Origin of the sequence: Streptomyces sp. V3I8 (genome assembly GCF_030817535.1) — a bacterium.
GTDB lineage: Bacteria > Actinomycetota > Actinomycetes > Streptomycetales > Streptomycetaceae > Streptomyces.
The window spans coordinates 8,741,009-8,766,851 of the sequence record NZ_JAUSZL010000002.1; the positions used below are offsets into that span (position 1 = coordinate 8,741,009).

Below are 25,843 nucleotides of genomic sequence, written 5' to 3' on the forward strand. Positions count from 1 at the left end.
GGAACCATCCTGCCGCAGGCCCTCCCCGGGCCGGGCGATCGGGTCCTTCGTGGCGGGGATCGCGTCCGACGGGGGAGGGGTGCCACCTGCCCCGGCCGATGTCAGTGGTCACCTCTACGGTGTGAGCAGTGGGACCCGCCGAAGAGAGCGCGGGCCGCGCTCTGGGAGGGGTCTGTCATGTCTACCGGGTCGGCGTCGAGGACGTATCTGGAGCTGTCGCAGGACGACGGCACGGCGCACAAGTTCTACGAAGTGGCCGTCGACGGCCTGGTGGTGACGGTGCGGTACGGGCGGATAGGCGCCGCCGGGCAGACGCAGACGACGACGTTCCCCACGCCGGACAAGGCGCGCGCCGCGGCCGCGAAGAAGGTGGGGGAGAAGGTCCGCAAGGGGTACGCGCCGGCCGTCGCCGGGCAGCGCGCGCCGCGCTCGGTGACCCGCCGTCAGGTGACCTCGGCGCCCTCCCACCGCACGCGCCGTGGCCCCGGTGCTGTGGCGGTTCCGCACCGGGTCGTCGGCGTTCGGCATCCACGTCGACGACGACCGGTGCTGGGTGGGCAACCAGGCGGGCGACGTCTACACCCTGGACCACGAGGGCGGTGTCCTGGCGCGCTTCAACCTGCCGGACGGTGTGAAGTGCCTGGTCGCGGACGACTTCTGGATCTACGCCGGATGCGACGACGGCCGGGTCTACGACCTGTCCTCCAAGCTGCCGTTCGCGGCCTACGACGTCGCGGCGGACGTCGACATCTTCTGGCTGGACATCCACGAGGGCGTCCTGAACGTCTCGGACCGCGAAGGCCGGCTGACCGTCATCGACCACGAGGACGAACACCAGTGGGCCCGCCGCAGCCAGGGCGAGCACGCCTGGATGGTCCGCGCGGACGACCGCGCCGTCTACCACGGCCACGGGGCGGGGGTGAGTGCCTACGCGCCGGACGGGACCGGCGAGTTGTGGCACACGCCGACCCGCGGCGGTGTCCTCTTCGGCTGGCAGGAACAGGACGCGGTGTACGCGGGAACCTCGCACCGCGTGGTGCAGCGGCTGTCGAAGGCCACCGGCGCGGTGGAGGCGACCTACGCCTGCGACAGCGCGGTCTACTCCTGTGCCACCTCGCCCGGCGGCCGGTTCGTCTTCGCCGGCGACGCGTCCTCGTCCGTCTACTGCTTCGACCGGGACGGCACCCGGCTGTGGAAGCTCGGCACGGGCGACGGCTCGGCGCTGTCGATGCAGTACCGCGACGAGCGGCTCTACCTGGTGACCACGGACGGCTCGCTGGTGTGCGTGGACGCGAGCGAGGCGGCGATCACGGCGGCCCAGCAGGGCACGGTGCCGGTGGCGCGGGACGTCAAGCTCGCCGCCGCCCTGCCGACCTACGCACCGGCCACGGCCGCGGCCGCCCTGCCGACCGTCTCCCGGGCCCCCGCCGGAGGCATCGTCGTCGAGTGTGTGCAGACGACCGGACGGCTGCGGGTCCACGTGGTGTCCGAGGGCTACGACCCGTCCTGGAACGTCCAGTTCCCGCGCACGGTACGGGAGGCCGGGGCCCGTTACGTCGTCGACGCCCTGCACCCGGCGGCCGGCGGCTTCTACCGGGTCCGCGGTGACATCCGCCGCCTGCTGTGACCGCACTCGCTCCCCCTTGCGGACCGTAGCCCGCAGCCCAGCAGCCCGTGGACCACGGCCCCGACCAGGGGCCACGGTCCACGGGCTGCTGTAGTTCTGTTCCGCACCTCTTGACGTCGTTGGTTCAGACCTTTACGTTCTTCCGCACACCGCATGTTCATAGGTGAACTCATTGTTCACCGACATGAACGAGCCTCCCCCACCGTCTGCTTCTGACGAAAGGCTGCGATCACCCCCATGACCGTGCGAACCCGTACTCGTTCCAACGCCCTGCGCGGCGGACTCGCCCTGGCGGCCCTGCCCCTGACGGCGGGTCTTCTCGCCGCCCCGCAGGCCGGCGCCGCCCCCGCCGCCACCTCGTCGGCCGTCGCCCCGTACCTCTACAACGGCTGGGGCGACCCGCCCAGCCCGACGACGATCACCCAGGCCACCGGCGTGAAGTCGTTCACGCTCGCCTTCGTCCTCAGCAACGGCCACTGCAACCCGCAGTGGGACGGCAGCCGCCCCCTCACCGGCGGCGTCGACCAGCGCACCATCACCACGATCCGCAACGGCGGCGGCGACGCCATCCCGTCGTTCGGCGGATACAGCGGCAACAAGCTGGAGAGCTCCTGCTCCAGCGCGAGCGAACTCGCCGCCGCCTACCAGAAGGTCGTCGACGCCTACACGCTCAAGGTCATCGACATCGACATCGAGGCCGCCGCGTACGACAGCCCCACCGTGCAGCAGCGCACCGTCGACGCCCTGAAGACCGTCAAGTCCCGTAACCCTGGCCTGAAGGTCCACATCACCATCGGCACCGGCCAGAGCGGTCCCGACACCAGTCTGATCAACCGTGCCGCCGCGGCGGGCCTGTCGGCCGACAGCTGGACCATCATGCCCTTCGACTTCGACGGCGGAAGCCAGAACATGGGCACCCTGACCCTGCGCGCCGCCGAAGGCCTGAAGACCGCGCTGAAGCAGGCCTACGGCTACAGCGACGACCAGGCCTACCGGACCATGGGCATCTCCTCGATGAACGGCGTCACCGACCAGAACGAGAAGGTCACCGTCGCCGACTTCCGCACCGTCCTCGGCTACGCCCAGCAGCACCACCTGGCCCGGCTCACCTTCTGGTCCGCGAACCGCGACCGGCCCTGCACCGGCGGCGACGCCGAGAGCTGCTCCGGCGTCAGCCAGGCCGCCTGGGACTACACCCGTGTCTTCGCCGCGTACACCGGCTGACCCCCACCACTCCTCCTCGTCGTCGAAGGACCTCACATGATGCGCTTCAAAGCCCTGGCCACCGCCACCGTCGCGGGCCTCGTCGGTACGATCGCCGTCCTGAGCACCGGCAGCGCCGCCGCGGCCGACCCGAGCAAGGCCCCGGGCGGCAACTTCGACCTCTCCGTGTGGCAGCTGCAGGAGCCCGTCGGCTCGCCCGGCTCGCCGACCACCATCTCCTCGTCCCGCCTCCAGGGCGCGGGCGGCTTCCAGGACTCGTACTTCTACACCGACACCCGCGACGGCGCGATGACCTTCTGGGCCCCCGAGAAGGGCGTCACCACACCCAACTCCAAGTACGCCCGCTCCGAACTGCGGGAGATGAACCGCAACGGCAGCGCCGCCGACTGGTCGCTCAGCGGCAGCCACCGGATGAACGCGACCCTGCGGGTGGTGTCGGTGACCTCCAACGTGTGCGTGGGCCAGATCCACCTCGGCTCCGGAGGGTCTTCCACGAAACCGCTCGTCGAGCTGTACTACCGCGCCAACGGCGACATCGTGGCCGGCATCGAGAACTCGCCCGCCGGCGGCCAGACCGCGCACACCGTCGGCCACGTCTCCCTCGGCAAGACCTGGACCTACTCCATAGCCGTCTCCGGCGGCCGGACCATCGACCTGACCGTCAACGGCAGCACCACGCACTACACGATCCCGACCTCGTTCGACCCGTACAAGCAGTACTTCAAGGCCGGTTCCTACAACCAGTCCTCGTCGGACAGCACCACCAAGGGAGCCCGCGTCGCCTTCTACGGGCTGACGGTCTCCCACGGCTGACCCCGGAGGGTGCGCGCCCTGTGCGCGCACCCGAGGGCCCGCTCAGCCGTGGTGGCGACCGTGCCGGCCGCTGTCCCCGTCGTCACCGCCACGGTGGTCGTCGGCCGTCCCGTCGTCGTCCGACCCGGACCTCGACCGCGTGATCTCGCCGCTGTTCCGGTCGACGTGAAGGTCGTACCGGGCACCGTTCCTGACGATCCGCACGTTCCACACCGCGCGGCCGTGCTCCACCTCGGACTCGACCTTCGTGACGGTCCCGCCGCCCACGTGGGCGAGCGCGATCCGGCCGGCCCGCCGGCTGTCCACCGTCGTCGGCGACGTGGCCGCCGGTCCGGACGGCGGCTCGGACGACCAGGACGCCGGTCCGGACGGTGACGCGGCCGGTGCCCCGGCGGACGGCGCCGACGACGCCGTGGCCGACGACGCGCTGCGGGACGGGGACACGTCGTCGTCGCCTCCGCTCGCGAGAGCCGTGCCGGTGATCGCGGCGACGAGTACTCCCGAGGCGAGCAGGACGACCGGTGTGCGCTTCATGACGAACCTCCTGTGTGTGACTGTGGTGGGAAGAGATTCGCCCGGGGCGGGATAGGGCCGCGCTGCGGCAGGGTTAAGAGCGGGCTAAGGCGTTCACGGCGGGGGAGCGGGAGTCGGCGGGCCCAGTTCCAGGGTCACCCGGGCGCCGCCCGCCGGGCCGGACGACAGGTCCATGCGGCCGCCGCTGGACCGGGCGGCCCGGCGGGCGATGTCCAGACCCAGACCGGTGGACCCGCCCGCGCTGGCACCCCGCCGGGCCAGGTCCGCCGACAGGCCGGGACCGTCGTCCGCCACCGTCAGCAGGGCTCCGCCGCCGGCGCGGGGCACCAGGGCGACCGAGAAGGCGGTGCCGTCGGGGGTGTGGGCGAACACGTTGCCCAGCAGGGCGTCGACGGCGGCGGCGAGTTCGTCGGCCGGCACCCCGACCGGCAGGGTGCCGTCCGCCGTGACGTCCAGGGTGACGCCCCGGCCGGTGTCCTCGGCCAGCACGGTCCAGAACGCCACCCGTTCGCGGACCGCGCAGGCCGCGTCGCACTCGGCGTACGTGTCCGTCTCCCGCTGGTGGCGGGCCTGGCTGATGAGGCCGGTGACCGCCCGTTCCATGGCGTCCACGCGCGCGGCGATCCGGACGGCGTCGGTGCCGGAGAGCGACTCGGCCTCCAGCCGCAGGGAGGTCAGCGGCGCGCGGAGGCGGTGGGACAGGTCCGCGACCTGCTCGCGCTCCTCGCGCAGAAGGTCCTGGATGCGGTCGGCGAGGTGGTTGAGGGCCCCGGCGACCTCGCGCAGTTCCGGCGGCCCGTCCGGACGGGCCCGGGCCGTGAGGTCGGCACCCGCGAGCCGGTGGGACACGGCGGACAGCTCCGTGATGGGACTCACCAGGGCGCGGCTGAGCCGGTCGGCGACGAGCAGGCCCAGGAGCAGGAGCGCGACCCCCAGCGCGGCGAGGACCAGCCAGGCCCGTACGACCCCGCGGGTCAGTTCGGCCGCGGGCACGAAGGCGCGGATGACGGCGGTGCCGTCCGGGCGGCCGAGCACGGCCACCACGATCTCGCGCCCGTCGGCCCGGTCCACGGTCCGGCTCACCCCTGCCAGCGCGGCCAGCCGTACGGCACTGGTCCGCGGTGTCCGGGTGCCGAGGACCGTGCCGTCGGCGAGGTAGACGGTGAGCGGGCCACGGGCCCGGGCGGCCATGTGCTCGACGCTGAACCGCAGGGTGTCCGGATCCGCGGTCCCCACCAGGGACACGAGGCTCTGCGCGTCGGCGCCGGCGGTGGCGGTGGCACGGTCCTGCGCCACCGTACGCAGCAACAGGGCCAGCGGCACGACGAACGCCAGCAGGGCCAGGCACATGGTGGCCGCGACGAGCAGGGTCAGACGGCGTCTCATGCGGGGTCCGCGGGCGCGCTCAGCCGGATGCCGACACCGCGCACGGTGTGCAGGTAACGGGGTTCCTGCGCGCTCTCGCCGAGTTTGCGGCGCAGCCAGGACAGGTGCACGTCCACGGTCTTGTCGGCGCTCCCGTAGGGCACCTGCCACACCTCGGTGAGCAGTTCCCGCTTGGTGACGACCTGTCCCGCACGGCCGGCGAGATGGTGCAGGAGGTCGAACTCGCGGGGTGTGAGGTCGAGTACGGCTCCGGCGAGGGTCGCCTCGCGGGTGCCCGGATCGATGCGCAGGTCACCGACGACAGTGGCGCCCACGGGCTCCCGGGAGCCCGCGCCGCGCCGCAGCACCGCCCGTATCCGCGCCTCCAGCTGGGCGGCGGTGAACGGCTTCACCACGTAGTCGTCGGCACCGGCGTCGAGCCCGCGGACGATCTCCGCCTCGTCGTCGCGCGCCGTCGCGATGATGACCGGCACCGGACTGACCGCCCGCAGCATGCGCAGCAGTTCGATGCCGTCGAGATCGGGCAGGCCGAGGTCGAGGACCACGAGGTCCGGACGCTCGTCCAGCGCGGTCTGCAGCCCGCTCATGGCGGTGTGGGCGGCGGCGACGGCGTGGCCGCGCTCGCGCAGGGCACGGAGCAGCGGCGTCCGTATGGTGGGGTCGTCCTCGACGATCAGCAGATGTACCACAGCGGGCACGTTATCCGAGCGGTCCGGCCGGCCAGGGCCCCGTTAACCATCCCTTAGGTTTCCCCGGTGCTCCCCTTATCGGAGGCCGGGGCATAGTCGTACGCATGCCTTCGCGTACGTTTCTCGCCCTGGCCGGCTGGACGGCCGCCGCCGTCGCCGCCACGCTCACCGGACTGGCCGCCGTCGAGATCATCGGTGACGGGATCACCGGCTCCTCCGACGGCACGGCGCTCACCTCGGAGCAGGTCGAGCGGCAACTCGACGCGGCGAAGGCATCCCTGTCGCCCGACCCCGATCCCGACCGGGGGACGGCCGGCGCGAGCCCGGGTACGACTCCCGGCACGCCGACGCCCACTCCCACTCCCACGGCCTCGGCCTCGGTCCCGGCCACCCGGACCAAGAAGACGTTCTCCGGACCGGCCGGGACCGCCATCGCCGCCTGCGACGGAGCGACGGTACGCCTCCTGTCGTGGGCCCCCGCCCAGGGCTACGGGGTCAAGAGCGCCGACCGGGGCCCCGACGACGAACACGTCGAGGTGAAGTTCGAGGGCACCGCGGGCAAGGTCGAACTGCGGGTGCGTTGCGTGGACGGCGAGCCTGCGGGGTCCTGGAAGCAGGACGACTGAGCGGACACAAGGGAGCCCGGCCGGACAGGGGTCCGGCCGGGCTCCGGTCCGGGACGCGCGCGGCAGCGCGCCACCGGTCCGTCAGTGGTGACCGTGGGCGGAACTCGAGGCGCCGCCGAACAGGCGGGCCACGGCTCGGAACGGCAGGGTGACGACGGTCGCGACTGCCCCGCCGATGGACCGAAGGACGTCTGCGATGGCCTTGAACATGGTGACCTCCGTCTTTCTCGGGCGCGGTGCGCCGGATCCGGTGTGCCGCTGTACGGCCTGACACTCGGCGTGTGCCCGGTGATCGGCCACGGAAACCGACGGGTCGTCAGCGACGGCGAACCGCCGCGCGGGCCGGCCCGCGCGGCGGTCCGGCCGCTGGGCACAGGGCCGCACGGCCGGCCGGCGGCCCGTCAGTTGATCGTGACGACACGCGCCCAGGACGGGGGAGTGTCCGGGACGTAGTCCGGATTCCGCTCGTCCGCCGTGCCGGCCGGGCGGGGGAAGAGGCCGACGACGGTACGGCAGGGCGGTGACGCGGAGGGCCACGGCGTCTGTCCGTCCGTGAGGGCGACGATCACGTCGGGACGCGGCCGGGAACGCAGCGCCTGCGCGAAACCGGAGCGCAGATCGGTACCCCCGCCGCCGAGCAGCTCGATCTTCTCGGCGCGGCAGAGCGGGACGGCGACCCCGGCCGCCGCGTCGCAGGAGATCACCGAGACCAGGTCGCGCCGCCCGCCCACCGCCCGGGTGATCGCCGCCACCTCCAGCAGCGCGCTGCCGAGTTCGGCGTCGCTGACCGATCCGGAGGTGTCGATCACGACGCACACCCGGGGCGGCGTACGGCGCAGGCTCGGCAGCACCACTTTGGGGACACCGGCCGAGCGCCGGGACGGGCGCCGGTAGCTGTGGTTCTCGCCCGTGCCCGGCGCACCCGCCGCCGAACGGACCGCCGCCCCGAGCAACTGCCGCCACGGCTGCGGCGGCTGGAACGCCTCGTCCGCCCACCGGCGCCATCCCTCCGGCGCCTCGCCCGGCCGGCCCCTGATCCCCTCGGCGACCCGGAAGCGGACCGCGTCCCGCTGCTGCCTGGTCAGCCCGTTCGACCCGCCGGGCCCCAGCTCCCACGGCCGGACCTGCCCGTCCGCACCGCTGCCGCAGTCCAGCCAGGCCAGGTCCGCGGCGAGCCCGGACAACGACGCCCTTTGCAGGTACTCCTCCATCAGGAGCCCGTCGGGGAGCCCCAGCAGCGACGGAAGCACCACTCCGGCAGGCCGCGGCAACCCGTCTCCGTAGATGTCGTCGTTGATCTCGAAGTCCGCCGCGATGTTGCGCCGCAACCGCTCGCCCGGCCCGTGCTCCTCGTGCCGCCGCCCGTACCGCTCGCCCCGCCCGTGGTGGTCCCGGAGCAGGTGGGACACCTCGTGCACCCAGACGCCCGCCAGCTCCTCCACCGGGGTGCGCGCCACGAAACCGGGGGAGGCGTAACAACGCCAGTGCGCGTCCACCGCCATCGTCGGCACCGACCGGTCCTCCACCACGTGCAGGGCGAACAGCGCTCCGGCGAGATAAGGACGGACCCTCACCGCGTGCAGCCGGGCGGCCAGCAGCTTCTCCATGTCCAGCGGCAGGGCCGGCGGCGGCCCGGGCACCGTGGCCCGTACCGGGCGCGGCGGCGCCGGCCGGGGCATCGGACGCGGGATCGGACGCGGCGCCGCGCGCCGCGCACCGTCCGTCATCGGCCCGCCCCCGCCCCACGCAGGGCGGAACCCACGGCCGTGACCCGCCGCACCGACCGGTCCGCCTCCCGGGCGAGACCGATCACCCCGGCCAATCGCTCCATCGTCTCCGGCACCTCCCAGTCGTCGCGCCGCAGCGCGGCCAGCGCCGTCGCCGGAGCGACCAGCAGGTCGGCGGTGCCGGTCTCCGACGCCCGGACCAGCACGGCCCAGCCCGCCTCCCACCGCCCGCGCTCCGGCCGTGCTCCGACGGCGGCCACCACCGCCTCCAGCGCCGCCTGCCGCAGGTCGCCCCGCTCCGGCAGCTCGGCGGCGGCCGGATCGGCCAGCAGCGACTCCGGGTCCGGCAGATCCATCCGGTCGAGATACGCGAGGAGTTCGAGCCCGGGGCCGTCACCCACCGCTCCTCGTACGAGCAGGGCCAGCACCTCGCGGGAGGCCGAGGCGGCCGTCCCGAACGCCAGCAGGGTCAGCGCGGCGTCCCAGCTCCGGGGCGAGGGCCAGGCACCACCGCGCCGCGTCTCGGAACTCGGCAACCGGTGGATCAGTGTCGGCCGGGCGGTCAGGAAACCGCAGACCGCACGCCGCGAGAAGGCCACGGCCTCCGCCAGCAGTTCCGGCACGAGCCGTGGCAGCTCCGCCCGCGGCCAGACACCGCCCAGTCCGCGCACCACCACCTCCTGGTCGTGCACCCAGTACAGGTGCACGAACCGGTTGGCCAGCGGCGGGCTCAGCTCCCATCCGTCCGCCGCCGAGGCCCGCGGGTTGGCGGCGGCCACGATCCGTATGCCGGGCGGCAGTTGCAGCGCGCCGACCCGCCGCTCCAGGACGACCCGCAGAAGCGCGGCCTGCACGGCCGGGGTGGCGGTGGAGAGCTCGTCCAGGAAGAGCAGCCCGCGCCCGGCGCGCACGAGTTCCACGGCCCACTGCGGCGGCGCCATCGGCACGCCCTGCACCGCGGGGTCCTCGCCCACGACGGGCAGCCCGGAGAAGTCCGACGGCTCGTGGACGCTGGCGATCACGGTGGTCAGGGGCAGGTCGAGGGAGGCGGCGAGCTGGGTCAGGGCCGCGGTCTTGCCGATGCCCGGCTCGCCCCAGAGCAGCACGGGCAGGTCCGCCGCCACGGCCAGGGTGAGTGCTTCGAGCTGCTCGTCGGGCCGCGGCTCGGTGGTGGTCGTCCGCAGGAGGGCCAGGAGGTCGTCGGCCGGCGCGAGATGCGTTTTCCGGGCGGGCAGGACGGTGCTGATGGTCATGGGCATCACCTGAAGGGGGAGGAGGAGTGGAGACCGAAGTGGAAGGCGAACGGAAGGCGCATGGGGCATGGGGGCACGCAGCGCGGAACAGGCAGCGCGGAACACGCGACATCAGTAAGGGACGTGAGCCGGGGCGCCGGTCAGGGGAACAGGCCGGTGCGGGGCCGGGACCGGCTGTTCAGCTTGCGGCGCACCGGGTACGGCGTACGGCGGGTGAGCCGGGGACGACGAGCGGCCGTCACCTGTCCGGCATCGGACACGTACTCGCTGCCCGTGGCACCGGCACCCGGATGGACGGCGACCAGCCCCGAGCGGAAGAGGCCGTGTTCGACGCGGCGGACCATGGCCGACTCCAGTTCCTCGCGGAGCGGCCCGTCGCGCAGGACCGCGGCAGGACCGAGCAGCCCCTCGACCACGGCCAGCGCCCCCACCACGTCACCGTGGGCGAGCCGCTCCCGGACCGCGGGCAGCGCCTCCGGGTCGCGGTGCACCTCGTCGATCGCGCGCAGACAGGGCAGCGCCGGCCCGCCGAGCGCCACCAGCATTTCCTCGCGCCGCAGTTGGGAGGGATCGTGGTCGACCGCCGTCAGCACCCCGCCGCGCAGCGCGATCCGGTGGTCCTCGCCACGACACCTCACCCGGTGCGGATCGGCGGGTTCCGGAGTGGGGCCGCCCGTCGGCGTCGACGCGTACGCCGCCAGTGCCGCGCCGACGAGCGGATGCAGCCGTTCGGCCGGGACGAGCCCCGCACGCAGCAACTCCACGTCCGGCAGCACCCGTACGGCCGCTTCCGGCAGTGTGGGGAGTGCCGCGACGTGATGCGGTGACAGCGCGTCCGTACGCAGTGCGCGGAACGTCGGAGCATGGCTGTCGTCAGGGGCGACGAGTTCGAGCGGGACGCGCTTCCGAGGGCCGAGTCGCACGGTGAAGGCTCCGCGGGGGAGCCCTTCGGCCCGCAGCAGCAACTCCGCCTCGGCGGCCCAGCTCCCCGCCGCGTAAGGGGAGTCGTACACGGTCGGCGGACCCGGTGCGCACCGTGACCTCAGCTCGCCGGCCCGCCCCGCGTCCCAGAGATGCCGGTGCAGGTCGAGCCGGAAACGCCGGTCGGGATGCGGATGCGGGTGGTGTCCGGCGACGTTGCTCCACGACCCGTCCCACACGGCCAGGGACAGGTGCTGTCCGGCGTCCGCGTACGCCGGCGGTGTCCGCACCACCAGCTGCAACGGCGTACCGCCGAAGCCGTGGTAACGGGCCAGCGAGAGGGTGAGTCCGGGACGGAGCCGTCCGTCGGGGGCGATCCGGGGCATGTGCCAGCGCAGCAGGTCCGGCGCCAGCCGGCGCAGATCGGCCCGGAGCAGCGTGGCGGTATCGGTGCCGTGGCGGTCGCGCACGGCGCGCAGATCGAGATCGACGTAGACGCGGGCGGCGGCGCAGGCCCCCGCCCAGTCGCCGGCCGCACGGCGCGCGGTCGCTTTCTTGATCATGGACGGTGGCACGGCGTACTCGCGTACGCGCTGCCACATCGACAGGTGGGGCGGAATCCCATGCGCGAGGTGAGGTGCCATCAGCACTCACCTTGCACGAATGATTCCCCCGTTCCGAAAGAGGAGGAATTCTTCATCCCGCGCATGCTAACCACGCCGAAGACGGTCTGTCACCCTCTTTTCGATCACCCTCCGTGGACCGGTACGACACCCTCTCGCCCGGCCTGCGTACCCTGTTCCGATGCCGACTCCCCGCCCGCGCCGCGTCGCCGTTCTGGTACTGGAGGGTGCCAAGCCGCTCGACGTCGGCATTCCGGCCCAGGTGTTCAGCACGCGGGCGAGCATGCCGTACGAGGTACGGCTGTGCGGCGCGGCGCCCGGTCTGGTGACCGGCGGCGACGGCCTCTCCTACCATGTCGCCGACGGCCCGGACGCGCTCGCGTGGGCCGACATCGTCTTCATCCCCGGCTACCGGTTCCCGGGCCGGGAGGATCCGCCGCCCGCCGTCGTCGAGGCGCTGCTCGCCGCCCACCGCCGGGGCGCCCGGCTGGCGGCGATCTCGACGGGCGCCTTCGCGCTCGCCGCGACGGGCCTGCTCGACGGGAAGCGCGCCACGACCCACTGGCACTACACGCGGGCGCTGGCGGCCGGGTATCCGCGGGTGCGGGTCGACGAGAACGTGCTGTTCGTCGACGAGGGCAGCGTCCTGACCTCGGCGGGCGCCGCCTCGGGCATCGACTTGTGCCTGCACATCCTGCGCGGCGACCTCGGGGTGGCCGCGTCCAACCACGCGGCCCGGCGCCTCGTCGCGGCCCCCTACCGCAGCGGGGGCCAGGCGCAGTACGTACCGCGCAGTGTGCCGGAGCCGCTCGGCGAACAGTTCGCCGCCACCCGGCAGTGGGCCCTGCACCGGCTCGGTGAGCGGCTCACCCTCGACCTGCTGGCGCGGCAGGCCGCGGTCTCACCGCGCACCTTCTCCCGGCGCTTCGTGCAGGAGACGGGGTACACGCCGATGCAGTGGGTCATGCGGGCCCGCATCGACCTGGCCCGCGAACTGCTCGAACGCTCGCAGCGCAGTGTCGAGCAGATCGCCGCCGACGTCGGCCTGGGCACGGGCGCGAACCTGCGGACGCACTTCCAGCGCATCCTGGGCACCACACCCAGCGAGTACCGGCGCACCTTCACCCCGGGCGGGTGACCCGGCCCCACACGGCGTGACGGGGCACGTGCCGAGGGCGTGGCGCGATCCTTTCGAACCGTGGCGATCCCGCCACTGTCGGCGGCCGTCACCGCGAGCGAGCCTGGTGGCGACCCGAAAGGACACCACTCATGACTCGCATCGCCATCAACGGATTCGGCCGTATCGGACGCAACGTGCTGCGGGCGCTGATCGAACGCGACAGCGCCCTCGAGGTGGTCGCCGTCAACGACCTCACGGAGCCGGCCACCCTCGCGCGGCTGCTCGCGTACGACACGACGGCCGGCCGGCTCGGCCGCCCGGTGACCGTCGAGGGCGACACGCTCGTCGTGGACGGCCGCCGCATCACGGTGCTCGCCGAACGCGAACCCGCGCAACTGCCGTGGGCCGCCCTCGAGGTGGACATCGTCGTCGAGGCCACCGGCCGCTTCACGTCGGCCAAGGCCGCGGGCGCCCACCTCGACGCGGGCGCGAAGCAGGTGCTCGTCAGCGCGCCGTCGGACGGCGCCGACGTCACGCTGGCCTTCGGGGTCAACACCGATGCCTACGACCCGGCCCTGCACCGGATCGTCTCGTGTGCCTCGTGCACGACGAACGCGCTGGCTCCGCTGGCCGCCGTGCTCGACGACCTCGCGGGCATCGAGCACGCCTTCATGACGACGGTGCACGCCTACACGCAGGAGCAGAACCTGCAGGACGGCCCGCACCGGGACGCCCGCCGGGCCCGGGCCGCGGCGGTCAACATCGTGCCGACGACGACGGGCGCCGCCAAGGCGATCGGCCTCGTGCTGCCCAACCTGGACGGCAAGCTGGCGGGCGACTCGATCCGCGTGCCGGTCCCCGTGGGTTCCATCGTCGAGCTCAACACGACCGTGGCCCGTGACGTGACCCGCGACGACGTACTGGCGGCCTACCGCACCGCGGCCGACGGGCCGCTCGCGGGCGTCCTCGAGTACTCGGACTTCCCGCTCGTGTCCTCCGACATCGTGGGCAATCCCGCCTCGTCGATCTTCGACTCCGCCCTCACCCGCGTGGACGGCCGCCACGTGAAGGTGGTCGCCTGGTACGACAACGAGTGGGGCTTCTCCCACCGCGTGGTCGACACGCTCGAGTTCCTCGCCACCCGCTGATCGTCCGGAGTCCGGCCGGGCCGTCCGTCCGCGTTCAGCCGGATCCGCCCGGCCTTTCCGATAACATGATCGAACTCATGGGTGATCGAACCGGTCGTCCGTCCTTCACTAGAAGAAGATTCCGTCTAGCGCGAAGGATGAGTCATCTGACCAAAATCTAATAAATCGGCCAGGCCATTGAAATCTAGAGAGCCGCGAATACCTTCGCGAATAAACCGCACAAGCGGAACCGGTGGATCACGACGGAGAATGATGTTGTGGGCCGCGGTGGGTTTCGTGTTCCTCGCGTTTCTCGTCACTCTGGAGATCGTCGCGCGGGGCTACGGGATGCACGGGCCGATCGCCAATGTGTCGCGAGAGCTGATATTCGCCCCGCATTCGGGGCCGCTGCTGTACGCCGGAATGGCGTTGATGATGGTGGTGCTCACCTGGCGGCAGCGTTTCGTCGCGGCGGGTGCCGCGGTCGGCATCGATGTCGTCTTCTGGCTGGTGCGATGGGCGGCCGGCGCCGACATGAACTTCGGCAACGGCGCGCTGTGGGTCCTCATCGGCTGTGCCGTCCTCGCCGTCACCCGACGCACCGGCGAGGACCGTGCCCTGCTGCTCAAGGGTGCCGGACTCGGCCTGCTGCTGATAGGCGGCCACAAGACGGGCGACACCTGGCTGCTCATCACGTCGAAGACCCGCCCGGACGTCCTCGACCCGTACGTGGCGGCGGCCGACCACGCGCTGGGTGATCCCTCGTGGCTGGTCGGCCGCGCGATGGCGGCGACCGACCCGGTCAGCGGTCACGTCCTCGGCGCCGTCTACGGCCAGCTCCCGCTCGCCGCGGCCGTCTTCGCGCTCTACCAGCTGCGGCACGTGGCGGTCGAACGCCGCTTCCCGCACCACCATCTGGTACGCACCTTCCTGGTCATCGGTCTGCTCGGCCCGGCCATCTACATGATCTTCCCGGTCGCGGGACCCGTCTTCGCCTACGGCCCCGACGGCGGGCCCTGGGCGGCGGCCGACCTGTGGCCGCACACGCTGCCGCCGATCGACGTCCCGCACCCGCTGCCGTTCGACGAGATCACCCCGCGCAACTGCATGCCGAGCCTGCACACGGCGTGGGCCACGGCGATCTTCCTCCATTCCCGCAAGGGCTCACGACCCCTGCGGTACGCGGGCACGTTCTGGCTGGTCGGCACACTCACCGCGACACTGGGATTCGGCTACCACTACGGCGCGGACCTGGTCGCCGGTGTGGTGTTCGCGCTCACCATCGACGCGGGGATGCGCGCACTCGGCCGCGGCTGGGACGGCACGGCGACCCGCCTGGTCGTGTACGGCACGACGGTGTTCGCCGCACTCCTGGTGGCGTATCGCTGGCTGCCGATGCAGATGGCCCACCATCCGTGGGTGTTCGGACCGCTCCTCATCGCGCTGATGGCCTCGGTGATCGCCGTCTACGTACGGGCCGTGCGGCTCTGGGATCCGAAGAGCGTTCCCGCGCAGCGACCGGCTCCCGTGGAGCCCCCGTCCCCCGCGCGACACCCGGATGCCGTGCGGCAACCGGACCCGGTGCAGCAACCGGACCCCGTGCGGCAACCGGATGCGGAGACGCAGCCGGCGCGGACCCAGCCCGAACCGGCTTAGCGACGCCGCGTCCCGTCGGCACGGTGCGCAGCACGGCGCACCGGTCGCCCGCCGGACCGGGGTGGGCGCGCCAGGCCTGAGACCGGCTGTCTCGCTCCTTGAGAGTCATGTTTGACATTAGCTGACCTTATGAACGATAAAGGACATGCTTTGGCCATCTATTGACGATCCTTGGTGGCCGCTCCCTCTGATCGAATGAGTCCGCCGTGTCCCAGTCCAGCTCCTCCCCGGCCTCCGCCCACCCCGGGGAGGAGTGGGACGCCTGGCGGGCCGAGCGCCACCGCTCGCTCACCTCGCCCACCGGCAACCTCGCCCTCGTCGAGACCCGCTGGCTGCCGGCCGGCGAGAAGCCCGACACCGGCGCGATTCGCGCGGGACAGCCGGACGGTGTGAGGGTCACCACGCTGCGGCGCAACGACCTCGTCACCGGCGAACCGGAGCACGGCCTGCGCTTCTGGGACGCCGACGCGCCCGCGATCCGTCACTTCGAGGGGGTCAGCGCCTTCCCGTACGACCCCGCCTGGGTCCTCGAAGCGACCTACACCCCCGTGCCCGGCGCCCGCCGCGTCGCCTTCGAGCACCTCCGGGACAACGGCGGCACCCGCGAGCTGGTCGTCCCGGGCGACATCACACTCACCGTCGACGGCCGCGCGTACACCCTCAGCGCGTTCGACGACGACGGCACCCTGCTCCTCGTCTTCGGCGACCCCACCAACGGGGACACCACCTACGGCGCCGGCCGTTTCCTGTTCGTGCGGCGCACCGAGGACGACAACCGGGTGGTCCTCGACTTCAACCGGGCCTTCGTACCGCCCTGCGGATTCTCCGATCAGTACAACTGTCCCATGCCGCCGCGGCAGAACCGCTTCCACCTGGCCGTCGAGGCCGGCGAGAAGCTCCCCCTCTTCCGCGACGGCTTCCCGGCCCAGCACTGATCACCCCACCGAATCCCGCAGCCCCCGCAGCTCCTCGCACCGAAGGCATCCGACACCCATGAGCAAGAACAGCAAGCGCAAGGCGTCCCTCTACGGCACCGCGACCGTGGCCACCCTCGCCCTCGGCCTCACCGCGTGCGGCGGCGGCTCCGGCGGGAGCGGCGCCTCGTCCGGCACCTGGGACAAGAGCGCCACCGTGAACATCGGCTCCCTCTACGAGCCGCAGAACCTCGACAACACCGCGGGCGGCGGCCAGGGCGTCACCGAGGCCCTGAACGGCAACGTCTACGAGGGTCTCTTCAAGCTCACCGACGACGGCAAGGTCGACGACCTCCTCGCCGAGGACCACGAGGTGAGCAAGGACGGCCTCACCTACACCTTCACCCTGCGCGACGGCGTGAAGTTCCACAGCGGCAAGGAATTGACCAGCGCCGACGTCAAGTACAGCCTGGAGAAGGTCCTCGCGGACGACTCGCAGTCCGCCCGCAAGAGCAACCTCGAGGTCGTCAAGGACATCGCCACCCCCGACGCGAAGACCGTCGAGGTCACCCTGTCGAAGAAGTCGATCTCCTTCGTCTACAACCTCTCCTACGTCTGGATCATCAACTCCGAGGCCAAGAACCTCAAGACGACCGAGGACGGCACCGGCCCCTACAAGCTCGCCAAGTGGACCCGCGGCTCCGCGCTGAGCCTCGACCGCTTCGCCGGCTACTGGGGCGACGCCGCCGCCAACAAGAAGGTCGTCTACCACTACTACAAGGACGCCACCGCGCTGAACAACGCGCTGCTGACCAACGCCGTCGACGTGGTCACCAGCGAGCAGTCGCCCGACGCCCTGGAGCAGTTCAAGAGCAACCGGAACTACAAGGTCAACGACGGCGACTCCACCACCAAGCTGCTTCTCGCCTTCAACGACAAGGCGAAGCCGTTCACGGACGTCAAGGTCCGCCGGGCCGTCTCCGCCGCCATCGACGACAAGAAGCTGCTCGATTCCGTCTGGGGCGGCTACGGCAAGCTCATCGGCTCGATGGTGCCGCCGACCGACCCCTGGTACGAAGACCTCACCGACGTCAACGCGTACGACGTCACCAAGGCGAAGAAGCTGCTCTCGGAGGCGGGCTACGCCAAGGGCTTCAGCTTCACCCTCGACACCCCGAACTACGACCCGCATCCCACGGCCGCGACCTTCATCAAGTCGCAGCTCGCCCAGGTCGGCATCACCGTCAAGATCAATACGATCACGCCGGACGAGTGGTACACGAAGGTCTACAAGAACCGCGACTTCACGGCCACGCTCCAGGAGCACGTGAACGACCGCGACCTGGTCTGGTACGGCAACCCCGACTTCTACTGGGGCTACGACGACAAGCAGGTCACCCGGTGGGTCGAGCAGGCCGAGGAGGCCTCCACGACCGACGAGCAGACCGACCTGCTCAAGAAGGTCAACCGCAGGACCGCCGAGGACGCGGCCAGCGACTGGCTCTACCTCTACCCGCAGATCGTCGTCGCGAGCAGCAAGCTCTCCGGCTACCCGCTCAACGGCCTCAACTCGCAGTTCTACGCCTACGACATCAAGAAGAAGGGCTGATGGGGCGCTACCTCCTGCGCCGCCTCGCGTTCCTCCTGGTGTCGCTGGCCCTGGCGAGCGTGGTGCTCTTCGTCCTGCTGCGCCTGCTCCCCGGCGATCCGGCCAACGCGCTCACCTCGGTGGGCGCGAGCCCGGAGCAGATCGCCGCGGCCCGCCACTCCATCGGTTCCGACCGGCCGCTGCCCGAGCAGTTCACCCACTGGCTCGGGCAGTTGGCGAGCGGCGACCTCGGCACGTCCTTCGTCAGCTCGCTGCCGGTCGGCCCCGAGGTCAGCGCCCGCCTGAACGTCACGGTCCCGCTGACGCTGGCCGCGTTCGTGCTGGCCGTCGTCGTCGCCGTACCCGTCGGCTTCGTGGCCGCGTACAAGCGCCGCACCTGGTACGGGGCGCTGCTCAGCGGAATCTCCCAACTGGGCATCGCCGTCCCGGTGTTCTGGCTCGGCATGATCCTCATCGCCGTGTTCGCGCTGAACGCGGGCTGGCTGCCCTCCGGCGGCTTTCCGCAGGACGGCTGGGCCGCGCCCGCCGATGCGATCCGCTCCCTCGTCCTGCCGGTGGTCACCATCGCGCTGGTGATGGGCGCCTCACTGATCAGGTACGTCCGCTCCGCCACGCTCGACGTCCTCGGCAGCGACTACCTGCGCACCGCCCGGGCCCTCGGCGCCTCCTTCCCGCGCGCCATGTGGCGGCACGGGCTGCGCAACGCCTCCGTCCCGGTGATCTCCGTCCTCGGGATCGAACTCGCCTCGACCCTGCTCGGCGCGGTCGTCGTGGAATCCGTCTTCGCACTGCCCGGTCTCGGCTCGCTGCTCGCCACCGGCATCGCCCAGCACGACTACCCGGTCGTCCAGGGCGTCCTGTTCGTCTCGACCCTCGCCGTGCTCCTGATCGGCTTCGCCGCCGACCTGGTCCAGCGGATCATCGACCCGCGCCTGCGCGGACGGCTCTCAGGAGGTGCCCGGTGACCCTCACGGAGGCCCAGCTCAAGGCACCGCCGACGCCGCGCCGCCGCCGTTCCGCCACCCTGCTGGCCGGCTGCGCGCTGACCGCCCTGATCGTGCTGCTCGCCCTCGTCTCGCTCCTCTGGCTGCCCTTCGGCACCGACGACACCTCCGGAGGCCGGCTCGCGGGCCCGGGTGGCGGACATCTGCTCGGCACCGACAAGCTGGGCCGGGACCTGTTCACCCAGCTGATGACCGGCTCCCGTATCGCCGTCCAGGCGGGTCTCGGCTCGGTCGCCGTCGCCGCGCTCGTCGGGGTCACCCTCGGGGTGCTCGCCGCGTTCGCGCAGGGCTGGCTCGACGACACGCTCGCCGCGTTCCTCGACATCCTCATCGCCTTCCCGACCCTGCTGCTCGCGATGCTCGTCGTCGCCGCCCGCTCGGCCACCCTCGGCTCCGCGATCCTCGCCATCGGCCTGGCACAGAGCGCGGTGGTCGCCCGTCTCGTACGGATCCTCGTCAAGCGGGTCCTGGCCCAGGACTACGTCACCGCCGCCCGGACCTCGGGCACCTCCTGGCCGCGTACGGTCGCCGGACACGTCCTGCCGAACATCTGGCCCACCCTCGTGGTCAACCTGGCGCTCCAGTTCGGCCTCGCCGTACTGGCCGAGGCGGGCCTGTCCTACCTCGGCCTCGGCGCTCCGCCGCCCAACGCCTCCTGGGGCCGCATGCTCCAGGAGGCACAGGCCACCTTCACCACGGCCCCCGCGGGCGCGCTGGCCCCCGGCATCCTGCTGGTCGTGCTCGTCGTCGGGGTCAACCTCATCGCCGACGGGCTGCGCGACACCCTCGACCCGGCGACCCGCCGGAGGCGGACATGACCCTCCACGACACCCCTCCCGCCCCCCTGCTCGCCGTACGCGGCCTGACCGTGCGCACCGACGACGGGCGCACCCTCGTCGACGACCTCTCCTTCACCGTCGACAGCGGCGAACGGCTCGGCCTGATCGGCGAGTCCGGCTCCGGCAAGTCCCTCACCACGCTCGCCCTGCTGGGCCTGCTGCCCGACGGCATGACCGTCACCGGCAGCGTCGAACTGGCCGGCACGCAGATCGTCGGCGCCCCCGAGAAGCGCCTGACCGCCGTACGCGGCCGGGACGCGGCCGTGGTCTTCCAGGAGCCCCTGACCGCCCTCGACCCGCTGATGCGGCTGGGCCGCCAGATCGCCGAACCCCTGGCCCGCAGGACCGGCCTCAGGGGACGGGACCTGCGGACCGCCGTCACCGAGGCCCTCGTCCGGGTGCGGCTGTCCGAACCCGACCGCATCGCCCGCGCCTTCCCGCACGAGATCTCCGGCGGGCAGCGCCAGCGCGTCGCCCTCGCCATGGCCCTGGCCTGCGATCCGGGCCTGCTCATCGCCGACGAACCCACCACCGCGCTCGACGTGTCCGTCCAGGCCGAGATGCTGGAGCTGCTCGACACGCTCGTCCGTGAACGCGAGATGGCCGTGCTGTTCGTCAGCCACGACCTCGCCGTGGTCGCCAGGGTGACCGACCGCGTCCTGGTGATGAAGGACGGGCGGGCCGTCGAGGAGGGTCCCGTCCTGGACGTCGTCACCGCGCCAAAGGCCGAGTACACCAGGGCGCTCGTCGCCGGCGCCCGCACACTGGAGTCCGCCCTGGACCTGAGGAGCCCGCGATGACGCCCGTACCGGAGCCGGCATCCGTACCCGGGCCGACGCCCGTACTGGAACTGACGGACGTGGCCGTGCGCTACCGGGGCGCCGCCGCCGATGTCGTACAGGGCGTGTCCCTCGCCGTCGAGCCCGGGCAGTCGCTGGCGCTCGTCGGCGAGTCGGGCGCCGGCAAGACCACCCTCCTGCGGCTCCTGCTGGGACTGGCCCGCCCCACGGCCGGCACCGTCCGCTTCGACGGCGATCCGCTCACCCCGCGCGACCGGCGGCAGATGCGCCGCTTCCGGCGCGGCGTCCAGTGCGTGTTCCAGGACCCGTACTCCTCCCTCGACCCGAGCCGGCGTATCGCCGCGATCGTCGCGGAACCGCTGCGCTCCCTGGGCCTCGACAGCCGTACGACCGCCGCGCCGAAGGTGGCCGCCGCGCTGGAACGGGTCGGACTCCCGGCCGACACGGCCTCCCGCTACCCGCACGAGTTCTCCGGCGGCCAGCGCCAGCGCATCGCGATCGCCCGTGCCATCGTGTGCGACCCGCGCGTCCTGCTCGCCGACGAACCCGTGAGCGCGCTCGACGTGACCACCCGGGTCAAGGTCGTCGACCTGCTGGCCGAGCTGAAGGAGGAGCGGCGGCTCACCCTCGTCATGGTCTCCCACGACCTGTCGGTCGTCGCCTCCCTGTGCGAGCGTACGGCGGTCCTGGAGCGCGGCCGGCTGGTCGAGCAGGGCGACACCGCCCAGGTACTGGGGGCCCCGGCCCACCCGTACACCCGGCGTCTGATCGACAGCGTGCCGCGGCTGCCGGTCTGAGCCGGACCGGCCCACGACGCCGGCCCGCAGCGACGGCCCACAGATGACGGGGGAGCGGGACATGACGGCGGACGCGGACAGCCGGGGCGAGCCGCCCGTACGCACCGGACTCAGTTACGGGGTCCCGGGCGCGACCCGGCCCGACGAACCCCTCTGGGGCGAGGGCCCGCCCGGGTTCCGGCGTTTCGAACGGACCGTCGTGATCGGCCGGGGCGAGGACGCCTGGCGCACCGCCGCGGACGCGGTGATGCGCTGGGAGGTCAAACGGCGCAGCGGCTTCGTGATCGTCGCCGAGGACGGGGGCGCCGGAGAGGACGCAGACGGCCCGCGGGCGCGGCAGCACGGGCGCTACCGCGTCACCGCCGGTCCGGGGCCGTTCACCGTCCGGGAACCGGTCGAGGTCGTCGCCGTGGTGGAGGACCGGGACCGGTGCGGCTTCGCGTACGGTACCCGCCACGGCCACCCCGTCAGCGGCGAGGAGGCCTTCGTCGTCCACCGGGACGACCGGGGCACGGTCCGCCTCACCCTCAGGTCCCTGACCCGCGCCGCCCCCGCGGGTCCCTGGCGCCGGCTGTTCCCGCTCCTCCTCCTCGCCCAGCGGTACGCGCGCCGGCGCTACCTGCGCGCGCTGTCCTGAGCGCAGGCCGACCGCAAGCCGACCGCAAGCCGACCGCGCGTCGGGCGGCCCCGCGTGGTGCACGGTCACTGATCGCCGCGCAGGTAACGGGTCGTCATGGCCACCAGCTCGTTCTCGAACGTCTCGACCCGGACGGCCCGCAGGTCGGCCATCAGCTTGTGCGTGTTGAGCTCCACCGTGAACACGATCAGCTCGGCCGCGACGTCGAGGTCCCCCACGTGCACGTCCGGGTGCCGGGCGAGGAGATCGCGTACCTGACCGACGCGCTTCTTCCCGTGGCGCTCGATCGTGTCGAGCAGCTCCTGCGAGAACGACGCCTCCTCGATCATGATCCGCAGCAGCTGCGGATCGTCGCGGTGGTTGTCCATCGCGTCGCGGACCAGCGCCCGCACCGTCGCCTCCAGGCTCCCGGGGGACAGATCCAGCTCGTCGGCCTCCGCCCACGTGCCGCGGTCGATGTGCCGCACCATCAGCTCGGCCAGGATGGCGTCCTTGTTCGGGAAGTACTGGTACAGCGAGCCGATGGAGATGTGGGCGCGCTCGGCGATGCGGTTGGTGGTGCCGGCGGCGTAGCCGTACTCGGCGAAAACGTGAGCAGCGGCGGTGAGGATGCGCCCACGGGTGAGCTCGGCACGGACCTGGCGGGGCCTGCGACGTGGCTGAAGACGACGGTCGGCCGACGGCATCCGGAGACCTCCTGGGTGCGGCAAAAGCGAGTAGTCAAAGAGCTGAGCTATTGCTCACAATAGTGCCATGACCTGCGAAAACAAGTCCACGCCCGAAACGGGTGCGGCGCTGTGATCCCCAAGGTGCACCTGCCCGAGTCACGCAGGATGATCACGCTGGAGGTACGCCGCCGTGAGTTCCTCACCCCGGGCTCCGCGAGCGTCACCCTCGGCGGACCGGCCCTGCGGGACCTGGTCGTCACCGGCAACGACCAGGCGGTGCGCCTCTTCTTCCCCCGCGAAGGACAGACCGCCCTGCGGATGCCCACCGTCTCGAACGAGGCCTGGATCGCCCAGCTCCTCCTGGTGCCCAAGTCGGCCCGGCCCTGGGTCTGCAACCTGACGATCCGGCGCGCACGGCCCGCGGACGACGAGATCGACATCGAGTTCGCCCTGCACGGTGACTCGCCCATGTCGTCCTGGGTGCGCCGGGTCCGGCCGGGCGATCCGGCCGGGATCTTCGACACCGGCAGTACGTACCGGCTGCCCGGACACGCGGAGGGGCGGCTGCTGGTCGGCGACGAGAGCGCGCTGCCCGCCGTCCTGTCGATCCTCGACGGAACACCGGCCCCGCCGGCCACGGAGGTCTACCTGGAGGTGGCGACGAAGGCCGACATCCGCGCCGTCGAGCCACCCGTCGGCACCCGCATCCACTGGTTCAGCCGCGACGACGCGGACCTGCGGCCCGGCGCCCTGGTCCTGGACGCCCTGCGCGGCGGACCGCTGCCGCCCGGCCGCCTCTGCACGTGGGTCGCGGGCGAGTCCCGGCTGGCGACCACGGTGCGGCGGCATCTCGTCGACGACCGCGGCGTACCCAAACGCGACATCTCGTTCGTCGGCTACTGGCGCCTGGGCCGATCCACCCCCGGCTGAGAGGAACTCCCATGCAGCAGCAAGCACCTGGATCGAGCACCCCACACCGTCTGACGACGGCGGACGAGGTCGAGGGGATCATCGGCCGTCCGGCGCCGGTGATCATGCTCAAGCAGATCAGCGCCCTCGACGAGGGCTGCCGGACCGTCCTGGCCCACTGCCCGATCGCGGCCGTCGGCCACCGGGACACCGATGGCACCAGCAGGACGACGTTCATCGGCGGCACACCGGGGTTCGTACGCGTCCACTCGCCCACCCGTATCTCGTTCGCCCTGCCCGGGGGCGGCGACCCGCACGGTCCGGTCTCGTTCTTCTTCCTCCTGCCGGGCGTCGGGGAGATCCTGCGCGTCAACGGTTCGGTGGCCGGACGGAAGGGCACGACGGTGACCGTCGACATCGAGGAGGCGTACGTGCACTGCGCGCAGGCCGTCCTCCGGTCCAGGCTGTGGCAGCCGCCCGCCCCGGCCGGGCCCGCCGCGCAGACACCCGGCGACGGGCCCCTGGGCGCGCCGGGCGTCGCCGACTTCCTGGCCGCGGCACCGTTCCTGGCCCTGTCCACCTGGGACCCGGCCGGTGGCAGCGACACGAGTCCGCGCGGGGACCGGCAGGCGGTGGCGCGGATCCTGGACGGTCACACGCTCGTCGTCCCGGACCGGAGGGGCAACAAGCGCGCCGACACACTCCACAACCTGCTGCGGGACGACCGGCTGTCGTTCGCCGCGCTCGTACCGGGGCGCAGCGGTGTGCTGCAGGTCCGCGGCCGCGGCGCGATCACCGACGATCCGGCGCTGCTGGAGACGATGGCACTGCGCGGGACGCCTCCGCAGCTGGCCCTGCTCATCGACGTCGAACACGCCGAGGTGAGCGGCAACGACGCCCTGGTGCGCTCGCGGCTGTGGATCCCGGGCGCGCACCTCGGCACAGGGCCCGCGCCGGACATGATGGCCATGGCGGGCGAACACCTCGCCGCGGGTTCGGCCGAGTCCGGCGGCGGACCGCCCGCGTTCCTCCTGAGGGCCGTCGGCGCGATCCCGGGGATGCCCCGGTTGCTGCGGCTGGTGGTGAACCGTGTCTACCGTTCCGGACTGCGGAAGGAGGGTTACGAGGACCTCGGACCCGGTGGGGGCGGGCGGCCCGGCGCGGGCGGACGGCGCCGCGGACTCCTGCGGCGGCGTCCCTCCGGCAACGGCAACGGCAACGACAACGTCGGCAGCGGCGATGACGACGGCGTCGGCGGCGATGCCGTCGGGGTGGGGAAGCCGCTGCGGGAGGTGCGCGTCACCGAGGTGCGCAGGGAGACGCCGAGCGCGGTCACCCTCGTACTGGAGGACGCCGGCGAGAACCCGGGACCGTTCGACTTCCGCCCCGGCCAGTTCTTCACCCTCGTCGCCGACATCGACGGCCGCCCGGTGCGGCGGGCCTACTCGGCCTCGTCGGTGCCCGGGTCGTCCCGGCTTGAGGTGACCGTCAAGCACGTGGAGGGCGGCCGGTTCTCCACCCACGTGCACCGGAGTCTGCGCGCCGGGGACCGTCTCGCGGTGCGTGGCCCGTCGGGCTCCTTCCACGCCGGGCCGCGGCCGCCGGACGAGATCGTGCTGGTCGCGGCGGGCAGCGGCGTGACACCGATGATGAGCATGATCCGCACACGCCTCGCCGCGGCCCCCGCGCCACGCGAAGGACGCGCAGGAACCGCCGGCCGTCCGGACGGCGGGAGGATCGCGCTGCTCTGCAGCAGCCGCAGCGCGGACGAGGTCATCTTCGCCGACGAGCTGGACCGGCTGGCGCGGGACCACCCCGGCCGGCTGTCGGTCACCCACGTCCTGACCCGCCGGGACGGACGGCTCGACGCGGACGGCGTACGCCGGTGGGTCACCGCCCTGTCCCCGGCCCGCGACGCCCACTACTACGTCTGCGGCCCCGGACCGCTGATGGACGTGGTCCGGGACGTGCTGCCCGGGCTGGGGGTCCCGGACGAACTGGTGCACCACGAGCGCTACACCAGCGGGGCGGACACCGGGACCGAGGTGACGGTGCCCTGGGAGATGACCGTCGAGGAGGCCGGCCGCCCCGTCGGCACGGTGGTGGTCGAGCCAGGCCGGACACTGCTCGACGCGGGTCTCGCCGCGGGGCTGCCGATGCCGTACTCCTGCACGGTCGGCAACTGCGGCGACTGCATGGTGCGGCTGCGCGGCGGAGAGGTGACGCAGAACGAGCCCGACTGCCTCACACCGCGCCAACGGGCCGACGGTTACGTACTCACGTGCGTGAACTCTCCGCTGTCGAAGGTCACCCTCGACATCGAGGACCCGTGACCGGACC

General features: G+C 72.4%; 22 protein-coding genes and 2 pseudogenes. 16 read left to right on the forward strand and 8 right to left on the reverse strand.

Translation table 11 applies throughout. From position 1 onward, the window contains the following. The first annotated feature begins 177 nt into the window (after positions 1–177). From QFZ75_RS38555 to QFZ75_RS38565, 3 genes and pseudogenes are all read left to right on the forward strand, one after another. A pseudogene (locus QFZ75_RS38555) lies at positions 178–1,627 on the forward strand (WGR domain-containing protein). A 336-nt stretch (positions 1,628–1,963) separates the two neighbouring features. Further along, positions 1,964–2,851: pseudogene (locus QFZ75_RS38560) on the forward strand (chitinase); the annotation flags it as partial. A gap of 36 nt (positions 2,852–2,887) precedes the next feature. After that, positions 2,888–3,664 carry a polysaccharide lyase family 7 protein gene (locus QFZ75_RS38565; protein ID WP_373466011.1) on the forward strand — a complete coding sequence of 259 codons (777 nt, stop codon included), beginning with the start codon at positions 2,888–2,890 and terminating at the stop codon, positions 3,662–3,664. A 42-nt stretch (positions 3,665–3,706) separates the two neighbouring features. On the opposite strand, the gene QFZ75_RS38570 is transcribed toward QFZ75_RS38565, so the two are convergent. The 3 genes from QFZ75_RS38570 to QFZ75_RS38580 all read right to left on the reverse strand — a co-directional run bounded on the left by QFZ75_RS38570 (position 3,707) and on the right by QFZ75_RS38580 (position 6,273). Further along, complete coding sequence (locus tag QFZ75_RS38570; protein ID WP_307544073.1) at positions 3,707–4,198, reverse strand: PepSY domain-containing protein; 492 nt, start codon at positions 4,196–4,198, stop codon at positions 3,707–3,709. A gap of 93 nt (positions 4,199–4,291) precedes the next feature. Further along, positions 4,292–5,584 (reverse strand): HAMP domain-containing sensor histidine kinase, encoded by a 1,293-nt coding sequence (locus tag QFZ75_RS38575; RefSeq protein WP_307544074.1) that lies wholly within the window; start codon positions 5,582–5,584, stop codon positions 4,292–4,294. Next, entirely contained in the window at positions 5,581–6,273 is a 693-nt protein-coding gene (locus tag QFZ75_RS38580) for a response regulator transcription factor (protein WP_307544075.1), read from the reverse strand. Before QFZ75_RS38580 ends, QFZ75_RS38575 begins: the two co-directional genes overlap by 4 nt. Before the next feature lie 104 nt (positions 6,274–6,377). On the opposite strand from QFZ75_RS38580, the gene QFZ75_RS38585 reads away from it, so the two are divergent. Beyond that, positions 6,378–6,899: a hypothetical protein gene (locus tag QFZ75_RS38585; RefSeq protein WP_307544076.1), complete on the forward strand. Its 522-nt coding sequence runs from the start codon at positions 6,378–6,380 to the stop codon at positions 6,897–6,899. A gap of 81 nt (positions 6,900–6,980) precedes the next feature. On the opposite strand, the gene QFZ75_RS38590 is transcribed toward QFZ75_RS38585, so the two are convergent. The 4 genes from QFZ75_RS38590 to QFZ75_RS38605 form a co-directional block, all read right to left on the reverse strand. After that, positions 6,981–7,109, reverse strand: coding sequence for an LPFR motif small protein (locus QFZ75_RS38590; protein ID WP_307544077.1), 129 nt, complete (start codon positions 7,107–7,109; stop codon positions 6,981–6,983). A gap of 191 nt (positions 7,110–7,300) precedes the next feature. Further along, positions 7,301–8,506: a VWA-like domain-containing protein gene (locus QFZ75_RS38595; RefSeq protein WP_307545082.1), complete on the reverse strand. Its 1,206-nt coding sequence runs from the start codon at positions 8,504–8,506 to the stop codon at positions 7,301–7,303. Between the two features lie 116 nt (positions 8,507–8,622). After that, positions 8,623–9,879, reverse strand: a complete 1,257-nt coding sequence (locus QFZ75_RS38600) for a MoxR family ATPase (RefSeq protein WP_307544078.1) — start codon at positions 9,877–9,879, stop codon at positions 8,623–8,625. 140 nt (positions 9,880–10,019) lie between these two features. Then, positions 10,020–11,444, reverse strand: a complete 1,425-nt coding sequence (locus QFZ75_RS38605) for a hypothetical protein (protein ID WP_307544079.1) — start codon at positions 11,442–11,444, stop codon at positions 10,020–10,022. 160 nt (positions 11,445–11,604) lie between these two features. On the opposite strand from QFZ75_RS38605, the gene QFZ75_RS38610 reads away from it, so the two are divergent. The 10 genes from QFZ75_RS38610 (at position 11,605) to QFZ75_RS38655 (ending at position 21,926) form a co-directional block, all read left to right on the forward strand. Further along, entirely contained in the window at positions 11,605–12,561 is a 957-nt protein-coding gene (locus QFZ75_RS38610) for a GlxA family transcriptional regulator (protein ID WP_307544080.1), read from the forward strand. Positions 12,562–12,692: 131 nt separating this feature from the next. Further along, on the forward strand, positions 12,693–13,691 hold the full coding sequence (gene gap / locus QFZ75_RS38615) for a type I glyceraldehyde-3-phosphate dehydrogenase (protein ID WP_307544081.1): 999 nt from the start codon (positions 12,693–12,695) through the stop codon (positions 13,689–13,691). A 252-nt stretch (positions 13,692–13,943) separates the two neighbouring features. Further along, a complete protein-coding gene (locus QFZ75_RS38620) occupies positions 13,944–15,326 on the forward strand; it encodes a phosphatase PAP2 family protein (protein WP_307545084.1) in 1,383 nt (460 codons plus the stop codon). 206 nt (positions 15,327–15,532) lie between these two features. Further along, positions 15,533–16,261 carry a DUF1684 domain-containing protein gene (locus QFZ75_RS38625; protein ID WP_307544082.1) on the forward strand — a complete coding sequence of 243 codons (729 nt, stop codon included), beginning with the start codon at positions 15,533–15,535 and terminating at the stop codon, positions 16,259–16,261. Positions 16,262–16,319: 58 nt separating this feature from the next. Continuing rightward, positions 16,320–17,849 (forward strand): ABC transporter substrate-binding protein, encoded by a 1,530-nt coding sequence (locus QFZ75_RS38630; protein ID WP_307544083.1) that lies wholly within the window; start codon positions 16,320–16,322, stop codon positions 17,847–17,849. Continuing rightward, a complete protein-coding gene (locus tag QFZ75_RS38635; RefSeq protein WP_307544084.1) occupies positions 17,849–18,814 on the forward strand; it encodes an ABC transporter permease in 966 nt (321 codons plus the stop codon). Before QFZ75_RS38630 ends, QFZ75_RS38635 begins: the two co-directional genes overlap by 1 nt. Next, positions 18,811–19,671, forward strand: a complete 861-nt coding sequence (locus QFZ75_RS38640) for an ABC transporter permease (RefSeq protein WP_307544085.1) — start codon at positions 18,811–18,813, stop codon at positions 19,669–19,671. Before QFZ75_RS38635 ends, QFZ75_RS38640 begins: the two co-directional genes overlap by 4 nt. Beyond that, a complete protein-coding gene (locus QFZ75_RS38645) occupies positions 19,668–20,492 on the forward strand; it encodes an ABC transporter ATP-binding protein (protein ID WP_307544086.1) in 825 nt (274 codons plus the stop codon). The genes QFZ75_RS38640 and QFZ75_RS38645 overlap by 4 nt, the downstream gene beginning before the upstream one ends. Next, entirely contained in the window at positions 20,489–21,289 is an 801-nt protein-coding gene (locus QFZ75_RS38650; RefSeq protein WP_307544087.1) for an ABC transporter ATP-binding protein, read from the forward strand. The genes QFZ75_RS38645 and QFZ75_RS38650 overlap by 4 nt, the downstream gene beginning before the upstream one ends. A 61-nt stretch (positions 21,290–21,350) precedes the next feature. Next, a complete protein-coding gene (locus QFZ75_RS38655; protein WP_307544089.1) occupies positions 21,351–21,926 on the forward strand; it encodes a DUF1990 family protein in 576 nt (191 codons plus the stop codon). 65 nt (positions 21,927–21,991) lie between these two features. Here the strand turns inward: QFZ75_RS38655 and QFZ75_RS38660 are convergent, their stop codons facing one another. Then, positions 21,992–22,612, reverse strand: coding sequence for a TetR/AcrR family transcriptional regulator (locus QFZ75_RS38660; protein ID WP_307544090.1), 621 nt, complete (start codon positions 22,610–22,612; stop codon positions 21,992–21,994). A 147-nt stretch (positions 22,613–22,759) separates the two neighbouring features. Here QFZ75_RS38660 and QFZ75_RS38665 point away from each other — a divergent pair, with 147 nt between their 5' ends. Then, positions 22,760–23,524: a siderophore-interacting protein gene (locus QFZ75_RS38665; RefSeq protein WP_307545086.1), complete on the forward strand. Its 765-nt coding sequence runs from the start codon at positions 22,760–22,762 to the stop codon at positions 23,522–23,524. An 11-nt stretch (positions 23,525–23,535) separates the two neighbouring features. Next, the gene (locus tag QFZ75_RS38670) at positions 23,536–25,836 is read left to right on the forward strand and encodes a 2Fe-2S iron-sulfur cluster-binding protein (RefSeq protein WP_307544091.1); all 2,301 of its coding nucleotides are present in this window, start codon (positions 23,536–23,538) and stop codon (positions 25,834–25,836) included. Positions 25,837–25,843: the final 7 nt, after the last annotated feature.

Bases quoted from the DNA above. Each gene is read 5' to 3' on its own strand.
- gap (WP_307544081.1), top strand. From the start codon at position 12,693: ATGACTCGCATCGCCATCAACGGATTCGGCCGTATCGGACGCAACGTG.
- QFZ75_RS38670 (WP_307544091.1), top strand. From the start codon at position 23,536: ATGCAGCAGCAAGCACCTGGATCGAGCACCCCACACCGTCTGACGACG.
- QFZ75_RS38630 (WP_307544083.1), top strand. From the start codon at position 16,320: ATGAGCAAGAACAGCAAGCGCAAGGCGTCCCTCTACGGCACCGCGACC.
- QFZ75_RS38575 (WP_307544074.1), bottom strand. From the start codon at position 5,584: ATGAGACGCCGTCTGACCCTGCTCGTCGCGGCCACCATGTGCCTGGCC.
- QFZ75_RS38645 (WP_307544086.1), top strand. From the start codon at position 19,668: ATGACCCTCCACGACACCCCTCCCGCCCCCCTGCTCGCCGTACGCGGC.
- QFZ75_RS38665 (WP_307545086.1), top strand. From the start codon at position 22,760: ATGATCACGCTGGAGGTACGCCGCCGTGAGTTCCTCACCCCGGGCTCC.
- QFZ75_RS38650 (WP_307544087.1), top strand. From the start codon at position 20,489: ATGACGCCCGTACCGGAGCCGGCATCCGTACCCGGGCCGACGCCCGTA.
- QFZ75_RS38660 (WP_307544090.1), bottom strand. From the start codon at position 22,612: ATGCCGTCGGCCGACCGTCGTCTTCAGCCACGTCGCAGGCCCCGCCAG.
- QFZ75_RS38595 (WP_307545082.1), bottom strand. From the start codon at position 8,506: ATGGAGAAGCTGCTGGCCGCCCGGCTGCACGCGGTGAGGGTCCGTCCT.
- QFZ75_RS38590 (WP_307544077.1), bottom strand. From the start codon at position 7,109: ATGTTCAAGGCCATCGCAGACGTCCTTCGGTCCATCGGCGGGGCAGTC.
- QFZ75_RS38605 (WP_307544079.1), bottom strand. From the start codon at position 11,444: ATGGCACCTCACCTCGCGCATGGGATTCCGCCCCACCTGTCGATGTGG.
- QFZ75_RS38570 (WP_307544073.1), bottom strand. From the start codon at position 4,198: ATGAAGCGCACACCGGTCGTCCTGCTCGCCTCGGGAGTACTCGTCGCC.
- QFZ75_RS38565 (WP_373466011.1), top strand. From the start codon at position 2,888: ATGATGCGCTTCAAAGCCCTGGCCACCGCCACCGTCGCGGGCCTCGTC.
- QFZ75_RS38655 (WP_307544089.1), top strand. From the start codon at position 21,351: ATGACGGCGGACGCGGACAGCCGGGGCGAGCCGCCCGTACGCACCGGA.
- QFZ75_RS38600 (WP_307544078.1), bottom strand. From the start codon at position 9,879: ATGACCATCAGCACCGTCCTGCCCGCCCGGAAAACGCATCTCGCGCCG.
- QFZ75_RS38610 (WP_307544080.1), top strand. From the start codon at position 11,605: ATGCCGACTCCCCGCCCGCGCCGCGTCGCCGTTCTGGTACTGGAGGGT.
- QFZ75_RS38620 (WP_307545084.1), top strand. From the start codon at position 13,944: ATGTTGTGGGCCGCGGTGGGTTTCGTGTTCCTCGCGTTTCTCGTCACT.
- QFZ75_RS38585 (WP_307544076.1), top strand. From the start codon at position 6,378: ATGCCTTCGCGTACGTTTCTCGCCCTGGCCGGCTGGACGGCCGCCGCC.
- QFZ75_RS38635 (WP_307544084.1), top strand. From the start codon at position 17,849: ATGGGGCGCTACCTCCTGCGCCGCCTCGCGTTCCTCCTGGTGTCGCTG.